The organism is Pseudovibrio sp. M1P-2-3 (assembly GCF_031501865.1).
GTDB lineage: Bacteria > Pseudomonadota > Alphaproteobacteria > Rhizobiales > Stappiaceae > Pseudovibrio > Pseudovibrio corallicola.
This window is the reverse complement of record NZ_JARRCW010000001.1, coordinates 520,669-537,246: the sequence shown is the minus strand read 5'-3', so window position 1 is coordinate 537,246 and position 16,578 is coordinate 520,669. Positions and strand designations below refer to the sequence as shown.

The following is a 16,578-nucleotide window of genomic DNA, read 5'->3' as shown; positions in this document are numbered from 1 at the left end:
ATCTGCGCCACTTCAGCTGGCGCAGATTGATCTATAGAAGTCCAAGGAACTCCATGACAGATTCTTGTGTGGTGGCAAAACTTGTGACCAAGCGGATCATAGCTTCATCATCGGGAAGCCCTGGTGCGGGCCAGTCATAAAACCCCACGCCCGCATTTTGCAGTTTTGTAACCATGTCTTTTTTCAAGACCGGAAACAGCTCATTGGCCTCAGGCCAAACCGGCAGGTGAATCCCTTCAGCTGCAGAAAGTCCCTTTGCCAGAACTTGTGCCATTTTATTGGCGTGTCGCGCTGTGTGCAGCCAGTTGTCATTTTCGAAGTAGCCTTCGAACTGGGCCGAGATAAACCGGCTTTTTGAGAACAGCTGTGCGGACCGTTTGCGCAGGTATTCAAAGCCCAGGCTTTCTTGTGGGTTGAAAAACACCACAGCTTCCGCGCACCAGCAGCCATTTTTCGTTCCGCCGAAAGACAGAACATCGACGCCCTGTTTCCACGTCATCTCGGCGGGCGTTACATCCAGTGCCACAAGTGCATTGGCAAAGCGGGCTCCATCCATATGCAACGGAAGTTTGTTGGCTTTTGTCACGTCCGCAATTGCCGCAATTTCCGCGGGCGTATAGATCGTGCCGACCTCAGTAGACTGGGTAATGGAGACTGAAGCGCGCTGACCGTGGTGCACCACGCCCACAGGCACGGCCTCCATAGCAGCAAGCAGCCCTTCGGGGGTAATTTTACCGCCAGCCCCTGCAATACCTTTGATCTTGTTGCCCTGCGTTGTAAATTCCGGCGCATTGCACTCATCCACATTGATGTGTGCCTCTTCATGCGCAAAAATTACTCCACCGGGTTTGGCGTAGTGAGCCAAAGCCAGAGAGTTGGCAGCCGTGCCAGTAGACACGAGAAAAACTGCAACTTCTTTTTCAAAGACCTCATTAAACTTCTGCTCGATAGAGCAGCTTAACGGATCAACACCATAAGCGGGGGCAAAACCGCCTGTGTGGCGCCCCAAAGCAGCCATTACCGCCTCAGTTGCACCTGCCCAGTTATCACTCGAAAAGTTCATAGAAAGCCCTTAACAGCTGGCATTTTATTAGCAAGCCACTTTCTAAGATATAACCCCATTGGAAAACAGGTTCAAAGCAGTTTCTTAGATAACAACCTGTCTAAAGACACAGAACCCGCCCCTTTCAACACAAGGTATGCAAGAAGAAACACCCAAAACAACCTTTGGTCGGCAATAAGGTGATGGGGGTTGCTGTCAAAGAACCTGCCGATAGCTGTTTCATCAACCATATGACCGAAGATATCAACGTAAGTCATGGCCGCAAGGAAGATAATCATTCCAAAACTGGCCAACCTTGTAAAAAGCCCCAGCAGGATTAAGAGAGGTAGAACAAACTCGCCCCAGGTTCCCAAGATGACAATCACTTTCCAAGGGAAAAAAGTAATTTGCTCTGTATCGTAGCTCGCCGCTTCAAAGAGGCTGGGCAGAATCTGGGCGTATGCGCCACTTGAAGGCTGCACGAGACCAGACCAACCTTCCCCAAGCTTGGTAAAAGCGGAATTCCAGAAGAAATACAGCAAGGCACTTGAAAAAATAAACCGTGCAGAAAGGCCTAAGAACCACTCTCCAGCAAGCCGCTGCAACCAGCTGAAAAAGCCCGAATACATTGATAGGATCACGGTTCCCCCCTTATTAGTGTCACGCACCCGCCTTTATTGCACTCACCATACCCGAGCCTACAAGAATAGAAAGGCAATTGGAAAGCTCCAGATTATACCCCGCCGATAGCGTGTGCTCAGCCGCCTCTTCAATTGTTTGTCCCGCCTTCAAGGCTTTTAAGAACACAAAGCTGGCCATGTCCAGAACTGTCAGTTCCACATCTTGTGCGGGCCTGCATACCAGCACGTTTTCCCCGAAAAGGGGCGTGTCTTGGGGCCGATTATTCAACCGGTTCAGGTGAAAAAGCGTTGCAACTGGATAGTTCGAGGACAGTAAAAAGGTGGAGGGGTGAAACGCAAAGCGCACGCTCCCAAGGTTGGCAGGATCAAGCTGCGCAAATTGGTCCTTACTGAGTGGAGGAACATCCTCACTATGAAAGGCGCGCAGCCATGCCCATTCAAGGACCGCCACATCTTTCAGGTAGGCATAGTCTTTTAAGGGAGGAAAAGCCTCAATAAAGGCTGAAAACTCCCCGCCATACTCGCTTAAAACCGGCTGCCGAGGCGGGTGGGCACGGATAAACTCGGCGGCAAGAGCGGAAAAATACTCCTCCCCTACCATTTCCTTAATTGCCGGAAAGTTGGCCCCCAACGCTTCAACCAGACTGCTCATGACGTTGTTGCGGTAGACATTGAAACGCTTGTTGGAGACTTTTCCTTCGCGGCCCATAACCCCTTCGGGGATATCGGCGTTTGCATCCAAAAGCCCCTTGGAAAATTCAAGGAGCACAGAAGGTGCTCTGTCTTTATTCGGCAGCAATGGACTTTTCCCTGTCTTTCTCCAAGTTCCCTTGTCGGTTCAAAATAGCTTCGGCCCGATACGCTTCCTTTGCAAGGACAGGCCACTGGGGAACATTGGCATCCCACTCAATGAGCGTTGGCCGCCTGCCCGTCTTTTGAACCGTCTGCTCATAGAGAAGCCACACAGGATCACAGACCTCCCTGTCGTGGGCATCAATCAGCAAGTCATAACCATGTTCGTCTTCGTCTTGTGCATGCCCGCCCAGATGATACTGCTCAACATGCTCAAGAGGAAACGACGAAAGATAACCTTGAGCAGAATATCCGTGATTAGTGGCGGAAACGAAGACATTGTTGATATCCAGAAGCAGCCCGCATCCGGACCGGTTCACAACTTCTTTCAAAAAGTCGGTTTCTGAATATGTGCTTTGTTCGAAAACCACATAGGTACTAGGGTTTTCAAGAAGGATCTTGCGCCCGAGCACTTCTTGAAGCTGGCAAATGTGGGAGACAACACGATCCAGCGTTTCCCGTGTATAAGGCGCGGGAAGCAAATCGTTATAATAGTGAGTATCATGGGTGGACCATGCCAGATGCTCGGAGACTAAACCCGGCTCATAGCGATCGACCACACTTTTCAAACGCAGCATGTGATCACGGTTCAAAGAACCTTCCCCGCCAATGGACAGGCCAACACCGTGCACAGAAAGAGGGTAGCATTGCCGGATCTCCTCCAGATAGGCGTGGGGTGCACCACCAGCTCCCATGTAGTTTTCCGCATGGATTTCAAAGAAGGCCATCGGCGGTTTCGCCTCCAGAATTTCCCTGTAGTGCTCGGCTTTCAAGCCAACACCTGCCCCGCCTGACACAAGCGCCTCTACCCGCTGCTGGTTCGAGCTCATTCACTCATCCTTTGCTCTTTGAGCATTAACAGGAAAAGCCGCAGTAGGACCCGCGGCTTTCCTTCAAGATCTAAAAACTTTTAGGACTTTGGAAGATCACGGTCCAGAGCAGTGAGAGAGCCCATACGGCCATCTGGAAGCTTCATGTCTTCACATGTACCGGCAGGAACGAGCGTCCAAGCATTGCCCTGATAGTCAAGCGTGGAAGTGCCTGCACATGTTGTACCTGCTCCAGCTTTACAATCGTTTTTTCCAGCGAGAGAAACACCATAGCACTTTTCTTTGCCTGCTGCTTGAGCATCCACTGGAAGGCTCATGCCAGTTACGGCAGTTGCAAAGGCACTAGCGAGAACGGCAGCTGAAACATGTTTTTTTGACATAAAAATCTCCATAAAAAGTTGAGGGGCTTAGCTCTATCGGTTGCCCTTGAAGGAACAATGGCGCTTTTCCCGTTCAACTGGAATTCAAAGCAATGTTACAACCGCGTCAGAGAGATGGAAAAAAGCACTTTTTCTATCGTTTTATCAATAAAGGCAATAAAAAATTCTAATAAGTCTACTCAAATTACAACCAAGACAGCAAAAAGAAAAGAAATTTGATTTTTAATTCTCCGTGTATATCCTATTCTTGCTTGTCTGGGTAAAAAAAATCTGTAAAACTATGGGCATATCAGAGTTCTGATTATTTAGCACAACCCCCTATTGAAAGCATTGTGATTACTTCACTGCTGCAAAAGGGCGTGAGCAACGCCTCAACTTTACAACAGACTCTGAACTTTACTGCGTCTTGAAATGCCGCTCTCCGGTTTTGGAGACAAGGAACCGCTGGCCAAGAGCACAAGCCCACATTGATCGATGATCAACCACTGGCTTTTTCTTTATAGCGCATGTGCGCTTACTGGCCTGCACCGTCCTGACTCTCGTTTTTGTTTAAGCGTATCTTGTCCTAAAATCGGTATTCTAGTTTCGAAGATGCGCACTCAAAACAAAGCACCGCCCGTTTCAAAAGGCAGCACCCCTCCAATCGGGCGCTGCCTTTTGAAACCGGACGGTGTACGTGCCTTTAACCCGATTAAGACAGGCCTAGTGTATAACTGTCATATGGTTTGACCATAATCGGCCCGCTTACCAGATAGAGGACCTTGCGAATGAACCAGCTCCCCTCTGGCGAAAACAAAATTTCGGCCCCAGAAGCTGCTGTTAATCAAGGGTTATACCAGCCCTCCCGTGAACATGACGCCTGTGGTGTGGGCTTTATTGCCAACATCAAAGGTGTTGCCTCTCACTATGTGGTGCAAAGCGGGCTTCGCATTGTTGAAAACCTGACCCACCGCGGGGCCGTTGGCGCAGACCCGCTTATGGGCGACGGGGCGGGAATGTTGGTGCAGATACCCCATGACTTTTTTCGGGAAGAGTGCGCCAAGGCGGGATTTGATCTTCCTCCCAAAGGACAGTACGGCGCTGGCTTTGTTTTTTTACCCAGCGACGAAGCACAGGCTGCCCAATGCATCTCGGTTATAGAACGCTGCGCTCGTGAGATGGGGGTGCATATTTTGGGATGGCGCAATGTACCGGTGGACAACAGCCCCCTTTCCAAAAAGCCAGAGGTTGCCGCAACCGAACCCGTTTCAAAACAGGTTTTTGTGAGCGCCCCCAAACACACGGGAGACAAAAACGCAGGCGAGACCTGCCTGCTTGAAGGTGACGAGCTGATGCGCCGCCTTTATGTGCTGCGCAAAGTGATCTCCAATCAGATCCGCAAGGAGGTCACACAGCCGCTTTCAAACTTTTATATTGTCTCGCTGTGTAGCCGGACCATCGTCTACAAGGGCATGTTCCTCTCTTATCAGCTGGGTGCCTACTACAAGGACTTGACGGACCCACGTTTCACCTCCGCTATTTCACTGGTACATCAGCGCTTTTCTACAAATACCTTTCCAAGCTGGGAGCTTGCCCACCCCTACCGGATGGTGGCCCATAACGGGGAAATCAATACCTTGCGCGGCAACGTCAACTGGATGGCGGCACGCCAAGCCTCCGTCTCTTCCAAATTGCTGGGCGAGGATATCCAGAAGCTGTGGCCGATTTCCTATGAGGGACAATCCGATACGGCCTGCTTTGACAATGCCATCGAGTTTCTGGTGATGGGCGGGTATTCGCTTGCCCATGCAGCCATGACCCTTATTCCCGAAGCATGGTCACAAAACCCGCTTATGGATAACAACCTTCGCGCGTTTTACGAGTATCACGCCCAGATTATGGAGCCTTGGGATGGCCCTGCGGCCGTCACCTTTACCGATGGCAGGCAGATCGGCGCAACGCTGGACCGCAACGGCCTGCGCCCAGCGCGGTATATTGTGACCGAAGATGGCTTCGTGATCATGGCATCGGAATCCGGCACACTGGATGTTCCAGAAGAAAAGATTATCGAAAAATGGCGCTTGCAACCGGGCAAGATGTTCTTAATCGACTTTGAAGAAGGACGCATTATAGATGATGAAGAACTCAAGCAAAATCTGGCCAAAGCCCATCCCTATCAAAACTGGCTGCAACGCTCCCAGATTATTCTTGAGGATTTGCCGGATGTAGACGAGCGGGCCCCCGTTGCCGGCGAAACATTGCTCGACCGGCAACAGGCCTTTGGGTATTCGCAGGAAGATATCAAACTGCTTATGGAACCCATGGCCACCATTGGACAGGAAGCCATTGGATCTATGGGAACCGATACGCCGCTCTCTGTATTATCGGACAAGACCAAACTGCTTTACACCTACTTTAAACAGAACTTCGCTCAGGTGACAAACCCGCCCATTGACCCCATTCGCGAAGAACTGGTCATGAGCTTGAAATCTTTCATCGGGCCAAGGCCAAACCTGTTTGATATGGATAGCCCTTCATCGGTAAAACAACGCCTAGAAGTCCATCAGCCTATTCTCACCAACGCGGACCTTGAGAAAGTGCGCGCCATTGGGGAGCTTCCCGGTAGCCAGTTCCGTACGCGGACCCTTGATACCTCTTATAAGGTAGAGACAGGTGCTGCGGGAATGGAGCCTGCCCTTGAGGCTTTATGCCAGAAGGCGGAAGCTGCTGTGCATGATGGGGATACGATCATAATCCTTTCTGACAGACGGGCTTCGCGTTCTCGTATCCTTATCCCCATACTGCTAGCGGTGGCGGCGGTACATAACCACTTAATCCGCAAAGGGCTACGCACCTCTGTCGGGCTGGTTCTGGAAACCGGTTCGGCGCGGGAGGTGCACCATTTTTGTGTTCTGGCCGGATACGGCGCGGAAGCCATCAACCCCTATCTGGCTTTCGAGACCCTGCAATCCATGCAGTATGAAGGCCTTTTGCCGAGCGAAGTGGACGCGCAGGATGTTGTGACCCGTTACATCAAGTCCATCAACAAGGGCATCTTGAAGGTCATGTCCAAGATGGGAATCTCCACCTATCAATCCTATTGCGGGGCGCAGATCTTCGATGCGGTAGGGCTGAACTCCGATTTCGTGGATCGCTATTTCTTCGGCACTGCCTCTCTTGTTGAAGGTATCGGGATTGAAGAGATCGCTCAAGAGACTGTGCGGTGGCAAAAAGCGGCCTATGGGGATGGCCCGCTGCTGCGCCGCTCGCTTGCAGTTGGCGGCGAGTATGCCTACCGTATTCGCGGGGAAAACCATATATGGACCCCCAACTCCGTTGCTCACCTCCAGCACGCAGTGCGCAACAGCATGCCCGAAGAATACAAAGCGTTTGCCCGGGAAATAAACGGGGAAACCGGTCGCTTTACCCTGCGCGGCTTAATGCGCATTAAAAGCGCCGAGGAGCTGGGGCGCACGCCCTTATCCCTTTATGAGGTGGAGCCTGCCTACAAAATTATTCACCGCTTCTCCACGGGGGCCATGTCGTTTGGCTCCATATCCCGCGAAGCGCATACAACTCTGGCGATTGCCATGAATACGCTTGGCGGTAAGTCCAATACCGGAGAAGGGGGTGAGGAAGCACAGCGTTTTACCCCGCTGGAAGATGGCTCCCCCAACCCCGAACGCTCCGCCATTAAACAGGTTGCCTCCGGTCGGTTTGGCGTGACGGCAGAATATCTGGTGAATGCGGACATGATCCAGATAAAGGTGGCCCAAGGGGCAAAGCCTGGAGAAGGTGGCCAATTGCCGGGACACAAGGTTGATGCGGTTATTGCAAAGGTGCGCCACTCCACGCCCGGGGTGGGCCTGATCTCTCCTCCGCCCCACCATGATATCTACTCCATCGAAGATCTTGCCCAACTGATTTTCGATCTCAAAAATGTAAACCCTTACGCGGATATTTCTGTCAAGCTGGTGTCGGAAGTGGGGGTTGGGACGGTTGCCGCGGGCGTTGCCAAAGCGCGGGCGGACCATATTACCATTTCCGGCTTTGATGGCGGCACCGGTGCCTCGCCCCTCACCTCCTTGAAACATGCTGGTTCCCCTTGGGAGCTGGGCTTGGCGGAAACCCAACAAACCCTTGTACTGAACGGGTTGCGCTCGCGGGTTGCCCTTCAGGTGGACGGAGGCCTGCGTACGGGCCGTGATGTATTGGTCGGGGCTCTTTTGGGGGCCGACGAGTTCGGATTTTCCACCGCCCCCTTGATTGCTGCGGGCTGCCTGATGATGCGCAAATGCCACCTCAATACATGTCCGGTTGGCATTGCCACACAAGACCCCGTTTTGCGGCGGCGTTTCAAAGGCCTGCCTGAACATGTGATCTCCTATTTCTTTTATGTGGCGGAGGAGCTGCGCACCCTTATGGCCGAGCTTGGCGTGCAGACTCTGGGCGAACTAATCGGACATTCAGAGTATCTGGACCAGCAACAGGCCATTGACCACTGGAAAGCAAAGGGACTGGACTACACCAAGCTGCTGCACAGGCCGCAGGCCAGCCACGCCGAAAGCCACCACACTATCTCTCAAACCCACCCCATCAACCAGATTCTGGACCGGGCCTTGATTGACAGGGCGCACGCGGCTTTGGAAGGGGGGGAACCCGTTGAGCTGTCTGTGAACGTCAACAATGTAGACCGGTGTGTGGGCACCATGCTTTCGGGTGAGGTTGCAAGGCGCTATGGCGACAAAGGCCTTAAGGACGACACCATCAAGATTAATTTAAACGGAACGGCTGGCCAGTCCTTTGGCGCATTTTTGGCTCGCGGCATTACGCTGGACCTGACAGGAGATGCTAACGACTATGTGGGCAAAGGGCTTTCAGGCGGAAATATTATCATCCGAAAACCGCAGGAGACTCCGGTTGTAGCAGACCATTCCATTATCGTTGGCAACACGGTTCTTTATGGGGCCACCAGCGGTGAGGCTTACTTCAACGGCGTTGCAGGCGAGCGGTTTGCGGTGCGTAATTCCGGCGCAACGGCTGTTGTGGAAGGGGTTGGCGACCATGGCTGCGAATATATGACCGGAGGCATTGTTGTGGTTCTGGGCCTCACGGGACGCAACTTCGCGGCTGGCATGTCTGGCGGCGTGGCCTATGTGCTGGATGAGGATGGTTCCTTCAAAGCCCGTTGCAACCTTGCCATGGTAGATCTTGAGCCGGTGCCGGAAGAAGACGACCTGCTGGAAATGTTGCACCACCACGGCGGCGACCTTGAATCCAAGGGTCTTGTGGATCTGGATGCGGACATGACTATCCACGACAACGCCCGTCTACATTTCTTGATCTTCTGTCACTATGACTACACGGGCTCCCACAAAGCCCAGATGATCCTGAATCATTGGGAGGCCTATCGTACCCGTTTTGTAAAAGTGATGCCCGTTGAATACCGCCGCGCTCTGGAGGAGATGAAAGAAGCTCGGCTCGGGATGGAGGGCGTTCTTTAGGCCCCTTTTGACGCTTTTCGTGTCAATGGAACACATTGGACGCCCCTCTCCTTACGGCGTATCTGCGAAGACGGGAGACCCGCTTTGGGAAAAAGATACGCGTACACTCTGAGTTAAAGCGTGTTCACTTCGCTTGATTTTGTCCCGCACCAGCGGACCCCACGAGGAAGAGCAATGGGAAAAGTTACAGGTTTTCTTGAATTTGACCGGCAGGAACAAAAGTACCAGACCGCCTCTGACCGTATTCGCCATTTCAAGGAGTTCTCCGTTTCCCCAACCGAGGAGGATATCGTCCGCCAAGCGGCCAGGTGTATGGACTGCGGCATTCCCTATTGCCACGGAGATCAAGGATGTCCGGTCAATAACCAGATACCGGACTGGAATGATCTAGTCTATGCCGGTGACTGGCGCACGGCTTCAAGAAATCTGCACTCCACCAATAACTTCCCGGAGATTACCGGCCGCATCTGCCCTGCCCCTTGCGAGGAGGCCTGCACGCTTAATCTTGAAGATGTGCCGGTAAGCATCAAATCCATAGAAAAAGCCATCGCCGACCGGGCGTTCAAGGAAGGCTGGATCAAGCCGGAAAAAGCGGCCCGCAAGACGGGGCGCACTGTGGCGATCATTGGGTCAGGCCCTGCAGGCATGGCCGCCGCCCAGCAGCTGGCCAGAGCCGGACATACGGTGCACGTTTATGAGCGCGAAGCAAAGGCTGGCGGCCTGCTTCGCTATGGCATTCCGGATTTCAAGTTGGAGAAGGCCTCCATCGACAGGCGTATCAAGCAGATGGAAGCAGAGGGCGTCACGTTTCATTACAACTGTGATGTGGGCACGACCGTCTGCCTCCTTCATCTGCGAGACCGCCATGATGCCACCTTGATATGTACCGGAGCAGAACGCCCTCGTGATCCTCATATTCCCGGTATGGATCTGGAAGGTGCACATTACGCCATGCCCTATCTGGTGCAGCAAAACAAACGCATCGGCAAAGAAGCTAATGAACACGCGATACCAATTCTGGCTGGGGGCAAACATGTTGTCGTGGTTGGCGGCGGCGATACGGCCTCCGATTGTATCGGAACAGCTTTCCGGCAAGGCGCTCTTTCTGTCACCCAAATGGACATTCGCCCCATGCCGCCACTGCGTGAGGACAAGATGGCATTCTGGCCATACTGGCCCACCAAGTTCCGCACCTCCACCTCACAGGCAGAAGGGGCCGAACGGGAATTTTCCGCAGCTACACTCCAGGTCACCGGCGACGCTACCGGCAGGGTAACGGGGATCAAGTGCGCGAAAGTGAATGAAAAGCGCGAGCCCTTGCATGGCAGCACCTTTCACCTGCTTGCAGACCTTGTTTTGATCGCCATAGGCTTTTCCGGCCCCTTGCTGGGCACATACCTTGAAAACAGTGGGCTGGAGCTGGACGAGCGCACCAATATCAAAGCAGATACGCTTTCCTATACAACCAACATAGAAGGGGTTTTTGCCGCAGGCGATGCCCGCAAAGGGCAATCTTTGATTGTCTGGGCCATTCGCGAAGGCCGACAAGCCGCCTGCTCCATTGACCTGTTTCTTATGGGAGCTACGACCCTGCCGCGTTAAATTGGAGCTTTCTCACAGTTCACTTCATCCCCAAGATGTTCGTAACGGGTGCGGCAGTCTTCAAACGAAAGCTGTCCCTACTCCGCCGGATTATTTTCAAGGGCGCGCTGGGCGATGGCCCGTTGCATGATCCATTCGCTGCTTTGCTTTTCTTCAAAGCTCACCTCGTCAAGCCATTCTATGGCCTGCTGCCAGCGGCTCGCGCTGTCGTTGACAAATGGGTCTACAAAGCTGCTGCGCATCTCCGCAGGTCCATTATATAGTCCCATGGCAAAACTTTGCTGGGTACGCATCAAGCTCTTTGCCATACGCTGTTCATCTTCAGTGAACTGGCCACCTTCATTGCTGGAAACCGCATAAAGCGTCCTGCGATCGAAATCGGAAAACAGAGTGTTCATGTCCTTCCCCCCGTTTGCTCCTTGCAAATCATAGGGTTCACCGCTTTCCGAAGCAGCGCTGAGCTTTTCATCAAGGCTGGTGCGTGCGAGCCGCGCAACCTCGTTGAAGGTCCTGCCCTCAGAGAAGGTTTGAGAAGCGGCATCGTCAATAGATGCCGTCAAGGCAGAGGGGGAAAACCCTTCACGGACCGGGAAAAACTGGTCATAATAACCAGAAGTCTGCAGCTCTTCTTCCTGCATGGCGTTTTGAGCCGCAAGAGCTATGGAGACCTGATCCGTATAGGGCGTTTTAGTGGCTTTTTGAGCACTTTCAAAAACGCCGTTCGCTCCCTCCTCCACCTTGGAAGCGAGTTGTTCTGCATTACTTAAAGATGTCTGATTAACAAGATTGGTATAGCCAATTTTTGAAATCACCAGAGGAACTCCTCACCTTTAAGAGATCAATGAACAAAGGAAGAAAACTCCCGACAAACCAGAGCAGATTAAAAGGGGTACATTGCCCCAAGCTTTCCAAACTAGTTTGAACAACGCTTGCTCATGAAATAGGCTCTCGACCTGCCCCAAAAGTTTCTTACATGCTCTTAATAAAATCATTTGACCAATTGGTCAAAACACCATGTTTTTGCCATGATTTGTCACCAAATTAGTAAAAGTGATGGAGATACCATCATCGTTTGACAGACCAAAGCCGGTACCAACAGCATACAAAACAGTAGCTGGCATAGACTAAACTTTATTTTAGTCAAAAATCACAAGAATATAAACAAACAATAGCTTTGGTCTTCTTTAACACCAATATCAAACCACTCTGAAATCAAAGATTATTTCAGATGAGGACGAGTCATGTCTGAATTACATAAAAAGTACTTAAGAGTGCACAAGCTGACAAGTGTTCGGAAGCTGAAACAACCGGTGTGTTGGGGCTGCTGGCATCGTATCGCCCCTGCAGATTTCGATAGACTACAGGAACAAAAAGCATAGGAACGGAGAACATGCATGATAGATATCTTGAAGTGAGTAATGACTCGGTTTCCGATCTGGATCTGTCCCCTATACTCAAAAAAGTTACAGCTCCGGAAGATATAGGCGGGTATGGCTGGCCGCAAGAAGACGCACTTCGGTTATTAGAGGAATACCGTAACTTTCTTCGAAGGGTACAAGACAGGATCAAAAGTCCAGATAGCCATGCACTGGAGCGCCACTCGCCTCCCAGTGTAGAAGTCGACATTCTCTGGCACACACATATTCTTTTTACGAGTAAATATATGGAGGATTGCCAGCGTCTCTTCTCTTGTTACCTGCATCACGAGCCAAAGGTGCCGGAATAAACACCATAAGTGTGGCTGGTAGATTTAGAGAAGTACCAAGCTTGGCCGCTAACTTTAGGCTTAAATCAAATATAGTTTGTCGAAGACCGTCACCAGCCTTCGACACTAATTTAAGTCCCAATGGACTATCTGCTCCCTCTACGCAGCGCGAACAGAGCCCAGAAAGTCGGAAACCGCTGTTTTCAGTTCGGTAGATGCACTGCTCAGCTCACCTGCGGCCTGATGCAGGTGTGAGGAGGCTTCTTTGGTGTTCGTGTAACCACCATCCAGATCTGTCACACTGGACGCCACTTGCTGCACCGTGTGGTGAGCATCAGACAGGGAACGGGACATATCTTCTGTCGCCATTTTCTGATCTGAAGCAGCGGTACTGATAACCTCAGAGATTTCACTGATCTGGTTGATTGTGGAGCCGATGGTGCGAATGGCTTCCACGGCCTGTTCTGCCACTTTTTGAACGGACACAACCTGCCCCGCGATCTCTTCGGTGGCCTTGGAGGTCTGGCCTGCAAGGGTTTTCACCTCGCTAGCTACAACCGCAAAACCTCGACCTGCCTCGCCCGCGCGTGCCGCCTCAATGGTGGCGTTGAGGGCCAGAAGGTTGGTTTGCTCTGCAATCTGGTCGATCAGCTGGGTGACTTCGCCGATGGCCTTGCCGCTTTCCACCAAACGGCCAACAATCACATCGGTTTCCTTGGCATGGATAACCGCTTCCTTGGCAATGCTGGCAGCCTGAGACATGTCATCGCCAATGCTTATGGAAGATTGTGAGATATTGTCGGTTGCCTCAACAACATACTGAACGGAGCCTTGCGTGGTGATGGCCGCATCCTTGGAGGAGGCTATCGCCTGAGAGACGCCTTGAATGCTGCTATCAAGATCGCTTGAGCGGGCTTCCACTGTCTGGCTGATGGCCAGAAGCTGGTCTATGACACTGCCAACGCTCTGCTCGAACTTGGTTGCCACTTCCGCCAGTGTACGCTTACGCTGCTCGGCGCTTTCAAGGTCTTTGGCCACTTGGGCCTGCGCTTCCGCGTCTGCCTTTTCCTTCAACACGACCCGGAAGGTCGCTACAGAACGGGCAATCTCGCCTATTTCATCGCGGCGCTTTGTCCCCGATATATCAATATCCAAAGACCCCTCGGCAAGGCGTTCCAGATCGGCTTGCAACGCGCGCATGGCTTTCATCATGCTGCGGCCCATTTTGAAGGCCAAGCCCAAAAACACCAGACCAATGGGCGTACACACAAGCGCAATATAGCTGAGCTGGGAGATGATCAGTTCATTCAAGGTTTGCGTATTGCCACCCGAGCTCAACTCAACCCCAGCACCAATGGCATCCGTCAGGCTTTGGTACAGCGTGACAAATGAAAAGACCGTTCCGCCTCCCATAATGGCCAGTGCCAACAGAACGATAAAGACAAATTTCCCGATTATCGAAAGTTCGAGGATACGTGAGAGCCCTTGAACCATAATTCCTCCAGCTACAGCGTGATTCTCGCGGCACACTATTGGGGAACTTGGTAAATAACCCCTTTCTAAAAATTAGGTATATCTACTTTTGTTATAAATTATTTACAAAGTTTTACAGTATCTGAGACTTTAGTAGGGTGGCCAACGCGGGTCATCCACACGCCCCGCCACATTCGGCATGTCCTCACCCGAAATGGTGAGGGTGTGATGGGGGGTGCCGGGAATCGGTTCAAGCACTTCTTCCTCACCGGAAATCAGCTTCACTTCCGGAGATGTGAGACGTCCAGTAAGCACCATGAAGTTGGGATCATCCTTCACACCTTCAAAAATGAAGGCGCTGGCGCTGCCAAATACGCGGGCAATTTCCTTTTCAACAAAGTAGGCAATTTTCCGATAGCCGGACCATGTGAAGGAGTTGCCGTCTTTGGTGCGAAGCTGCCGTGTTTTACCCGAAACATCAGGACCTTCTCTGGTATAGATGCCATTTTCATCCAAAAAGGCCCTCCAGATGTCCACAAACACACCGCCCGCCGGTTCTACCTGCTCCACATAAAGGTCATTCAAAAAACTGAAGTTTGCGGATTTGGAGTAGTCTTCTGCCGGGGCAAGACCAACCCAGATAAGAGGCAGCTGCTCATTGCGTACCGCGGCAACCATGGAGGCAACCCGGTAGCGGTATTCTTTGGTCCAGTCCCGCGACTGAAAGGGAATCACATCTTCTTCAATGGAAATATCCCCATCATCGGAGAGCCCCAGCATGACAACAACCAGCCCCACATCTTCCTTTTCCAAGGTGGTGACGATTTCTTCCGGCCAGTCGGGCTCTTTGCTCTTCACCAACCCAACCCCGGGATAGGTGAGCTTTTTCACCTTGATGGAAGGCGTTTGCGCGTAAACAGCCTTCAAGCCATCAGCAACGCCTTGTGCCAGACCATCGCCCACCACCAAAAGGGTTTTGGCATCTTCGCTTTTGGCTTCTTCCTTGATAACCGGCGCGCTGGCGACCGCAGGGGCCGCCCTCCGGCTTTTGCGCCGCGTTGTGGAGCGTTTATAGCGGCGGGTTCGTTTTTGTCTGGCTTGAGGTTGTTTCTTTTTGGCCGAAAGCCCAAACAGGCGGGAGAAAAAACCGCCGCCCGTCGGCTTGCTCTTTTTCTGACTAACTTGTGCCTGAGCGGGAGTGGAAGAAAAAGGTTCGGCTGCGAACACGCAGGTCAATGCGGCCACTAACACAATGCTCCACAATATGCGGATCACTTTCATCTCAAACTCCCGGTTCAATGTCCCGGGAGCACCATAACCTTTATAATTACAACGGGAAATTAATTAGTTTTCCCGTTTCAACCTTTCCAGCAAAAGCTTTGAGTCATATCCGTCAGGCGTCATGCCTCTGGCAAGCTGGTATTTGCGGATGGCGGACTGGGAGCCTGGGCCGATTCTTCCATCAATCTTACCGACCGGATATCCATTGCGCGACAAGAGCTGCTGCAACTGCTTTCGCTCTGAAAAACTCAAGGGTGTATCGTTGCGCGGCCAGCTGGCCTGAAATGAGGATACTCCCAAGATCCTGTCACCCAGATGCCCTACGGCCAGAGCATAGGAGTTGGAGTTGTTGTAGCGCTTGATAACGTCGAAGTTTTTAAGTGTCAGGAACGCCGGACCTTTGGAGCCTGCTGGAAGGTACAACTTGGCATGATCGCTTTTGCGCGGGAATGCGCTGCCATTGGCCCGTGTTATGCCCAAGGTTTCCCACTCGCCCAAAGAGCGTGCGGACTTCTTGTTGGCAAGGGCGTAGTTAAAGCCACTTGGCAGCTGGACCTCATAGCCCCATGTCTTGCCGGTTTCCCAGCCCGATGCCTTGAGATAGGCGGCGGTTGAGGCCAACGCATCAGGCACACTGTTCCAGATATCGCGTTTTCCGTCTCCGGTAATGTCCACCGCGTAGGCTTGATAGGTGGTTGGGATGAACTGGGTGTGACCCATGGCGCCAGCCCACGAGCCGGTCATCTTGGAGTGGTGAACATCCCCGTTCTGCAAGATTTTAAGAGCGGCTATCAGCTGGGTACGACCGAATTTCTTTCGCTTGCCACCATCATAGGCAAGGGTTGCCAGTGAGCGGATGGTGCCTCTGACGATCTTCGGATTATCCAGAATATGGCCGTAGGAGCTTTCCATGCCCCAGATAGCCACAACCGTGTAACGAGAAACGCCATAGCGCTTTTCGATGGTATCCAGCCAAGCGGACCATTCCGCTTCAGCCTCTGTTCCGTTTTTGATACGCCTGTCGGACACAGCCCTGTCCAGATAACTCCACACAGCCTGTGTGAACTCCGGCTGATTTTCTGCGCGGCGCAAAATTTCCGGATCAGGCGTCATGCCTTTAAACACCTGCGTGTAAAGGGAGCGGGAAATACCGGCACTGCGTGCTTGTGGCCAGAAGCCTTCCACCCACCTGTCAAAAGCCGGAGCCGCCGCAGCCTGCCCCACTAAAATGCTGCCAACAAATAAGGCACCAAGTGCTGCCCTTATGACCCCAATTACCTGCAAAACCG

13 protein-coding genes are annotated in these 16,578 nt (G+C 52.3%); 4 read left to right on the top strand and 9 right to left on the bottom strand.

What is annotated here, in order from left to right; translation table 11 throughout:
• Positions 1-31 precede the first annotated feature (31 nt).
• The 5 genes from P6574_RS02550 to P6574_RS02530 form a co-directional block, all read right to left on the bottom strand.
• Positions 32-1,063 carry a threonine aldolase family protein gene (locus P6574_RS02550; RefSeq protein WP_310618826.1) on the bottom strand — a complete coding sequence of 344 codons (1,032 nt, stop codon included), beginning with the start codon at positions 1,061-1,063 and terminating at the stop codon, positions 32-34.
• A gap of 71 nt (positions 1,064-1,134) precedes the next feature.
• Positions 1,135-1,710, bottom strand: a complete 576-nt coding sequence (locus P6574_RS02545; RefSeq protein ID WP_310618825.1) for a DoxX family membrane protein — start codon at positions 1,708-1,710, stop codon at positions 1,135-1,137.
• A complete protein-coding gene (locus P6574_RS02540) occupies positions 1,703-2,452 on the bottom strand; it encodes an HvfC/BufC N-terminal domain-containing protein (RefSeq protein WP_310618824.1) in 750 nt (249 codons plus the stop codon). Before P6574_RS02540 ends, P6574_RS02545 begins: the two co-directional genes overlap by 8 nt.
• Positions 2,453-2,468: 16 nt before the next feature.
• Positions 2,469-3,365 carry an MNIO family bufferin maturase gene (gene bufB, locus P6574_RS02535; RefSeq protein ID WP_310618823.1) on the bottom strand — a complete coding sequence of 299 codons (897 nt, stop codon included), beginning with the start codon at positions 3,363-3,365 and terminating at the stop codon, positions 2,469-2,471.
• 80 nt (positions 3,366-3,445) lie between these two features.
• Entirely contained in the window at positions 3,446-3,745 is a 300-nt protein-coding gene (locus P6574_RS02530) for a BufA1 family periplasmic bufferin-type metallophore (RefSeq protein WP_310618822.1), read from the bottom strand.
• Positions 3,746-4,512: 767 nt separating this feature from the next.
• Between P6574_RS02530 and gltB the strand changes: the two genes are divergently transcribed.
• Positions 4,513-9,228, top strand: coding sequence for a glutamate synthase large subunit (gene gltB / locus P6574_RS02525; RefSeq protein WP_310618821.1), 4,716 nt, complete (start codon positions 4,513-4,515; stop codon positions 9,226-9,228).
• Between the two features lie 174 nt (positions 9,229-9,402).
• Positions 9,403-10,830 carry a glutamate synthase subunit beta gene (locus P6574_RS02520; protein WP_310618820.1) on the top strand — a complete coding sequence of 476 codons (1,428 nt, stop codon included), beginning with the start codon at positions 9,403-9,405 and terminating at the stop codon, positions 10,828-10,830.
• Between the two features lie 77 nt (positions 10,831-10,907).
• On the opposite strand, the gene P6574_RS02515 is transcribed toward P6574_RS02520, so the two are convergent.
• On the bottom strand, positions 10,908-11,642 hold the full coding sequence (locus P6574_RS02515; RefSeq protein ID WP_310618819.1) for a hypothetical protein: 735 nt from the start codon (positions 11,640-11,642) through the stop codon (positions 10,908-10,910).
• A 429-nt stretch (positions 11,643-12,071) separates the two neighbouring features.
• Here P6574_RS02515 and P6574_RS02510 point away from each other — a divergent pair, with 429 nt between their 5' ends.
• Together P6574_RS02510 and P6574_RS02505 are read left to right on the top strand one after the other, a co-directional pair.
• Complete coding sequence (locus P6574_RS02510; RefSeq protein ID WP_310618818.1) at positions 12,072-12,209, top strand: hypothetical protein; 138 nt, start codon at positions 12,072-12,074, stop codon at positions 12,207-12,209.
• Positions 12,210-12,220: 11 nt separating this feature from the next.
• Positions 12,221-12,556 (top strand): glycine-rich domain-containing protein, encoded by a 336-nt coding sequence (locus P6574_RS02505; protein WP_310618817.1) that lies wholly within the window; start codon positions 12,221-12,223, stop codon positions 12,554-12,556.
• Positions 12,557-12,694: 138 nt separating this feature from the next.
• Here the strand turns inward: P6574_RS02505 and P6574_RS02500 are convergent, their stop codons facing one another.
• The 3 genes from P6574_RS02500 to P6574_RS02490 form a co-directional block, all read right to left on the bottom strand.
• A complete protein-coding gene (locus tag P6574_RS02500; RefSeq protein WP_310618816.1) occupies positions 12,695-14,029 on the bottom strand; it encodes a methyl-accepting chemotaxis protein in 1,335 nt (444 codons plus the stop codon).
• Between the two features lie 129 nt (positions 14,030-14,158).
• Positions 14,159-15,289 carry an SGNH/GDSL hydrolase family protein gene (locus P6574_RS02495; protein WP_310618815.1) on the bottom strand — a complete coding sequence of 377 codons (1,131 nt, stop codon included), beginning with the start codon at positions 15,287-15,289 and terminating at the stop codon, positions 14,159-14,161.
• Between the two features lie 63 nt (positions 15,290-15,352).
• On the bottom strand, positions 15,353-16,573 hold the full coding sequence (locus tag P6574_RS02490; RefSeq protein WP_310618814.1) for a lytic murein transglycosylase: 1,221 nt from the start codon (positions 16,571-16,573) through the stop codon (positions 15,353-15,355).
• Between the last annotated feature and the right edge of the window lie 5 nt (positions 16,574-16,578).

Excerpts from the sequence above, each read along its gene's own strand:
- P6574_RS02495 (WP_310618815.1), bottom strand. The coding sequence starts at position 15,289 with ATGAAAGTGATCCGCATATTGTGGAGCATTGTGTTAGTGGCCGCATTG.
- P6574_RS02500 (WP_310618816.1), bottom strand. The coding sequence starts at position 14,029 with ATGGTTCAAGGGCTCTCACGTATCCTCGAACTTTCGATAATCGGGAAA.
- gltB (WP_310618821.1), top strand. The coding sequence starts at position 4,513 with ATGAACCAGCTCCCCTCTGGCGAAAACAAAATTTCGGCCCCAGAAGCT.
- bufB (WP_310618823.1), bottom strand. The coding sequence starts at position 3,365 with ATGAGCTCGAACCAGCAGCGGGTAGAGGCGCTTGTGTCAGGCGGGGCA.
- P6574_RS02530 (WP_310618822.1), bottom strand. The coding sequence starts at position 3,745 with ATGTCAAAAAAACATGTTTCAGCTGCCGTTCTCGCTAGTGCCTTTGCA.
- P6574_RS02510 (WP_310618818.1), top strand. The coding sequence starts at position 12,072 with ATGTCTGAATTACATAAAAAGTACTTAAGAGTGCACAAGCTGACAAGT.
- P6574_RS02520 (WP_310618820.1), top strand. The coding sequence starts at position 9,403 with ATGGGAAAAGTTACAGGTTTTCTTGAATTTGACCGGCAGGAACAAAAG.
- P6574_RS02505 (WP_310618817.1), top strand. The coding sequence starts at position 12,221 with ATGCATGATAGATATCTTGAAGTGAGTAATGACTCGGTTTCCGATCTG.
- P6574_RS02550 (WP_310618826.1), bottom strand. The coding sequence starts at position 1,063 with ATGAACTTTTCGAGTGATAACTGGGCAGGTGCAACTGAGGCGGTAATG.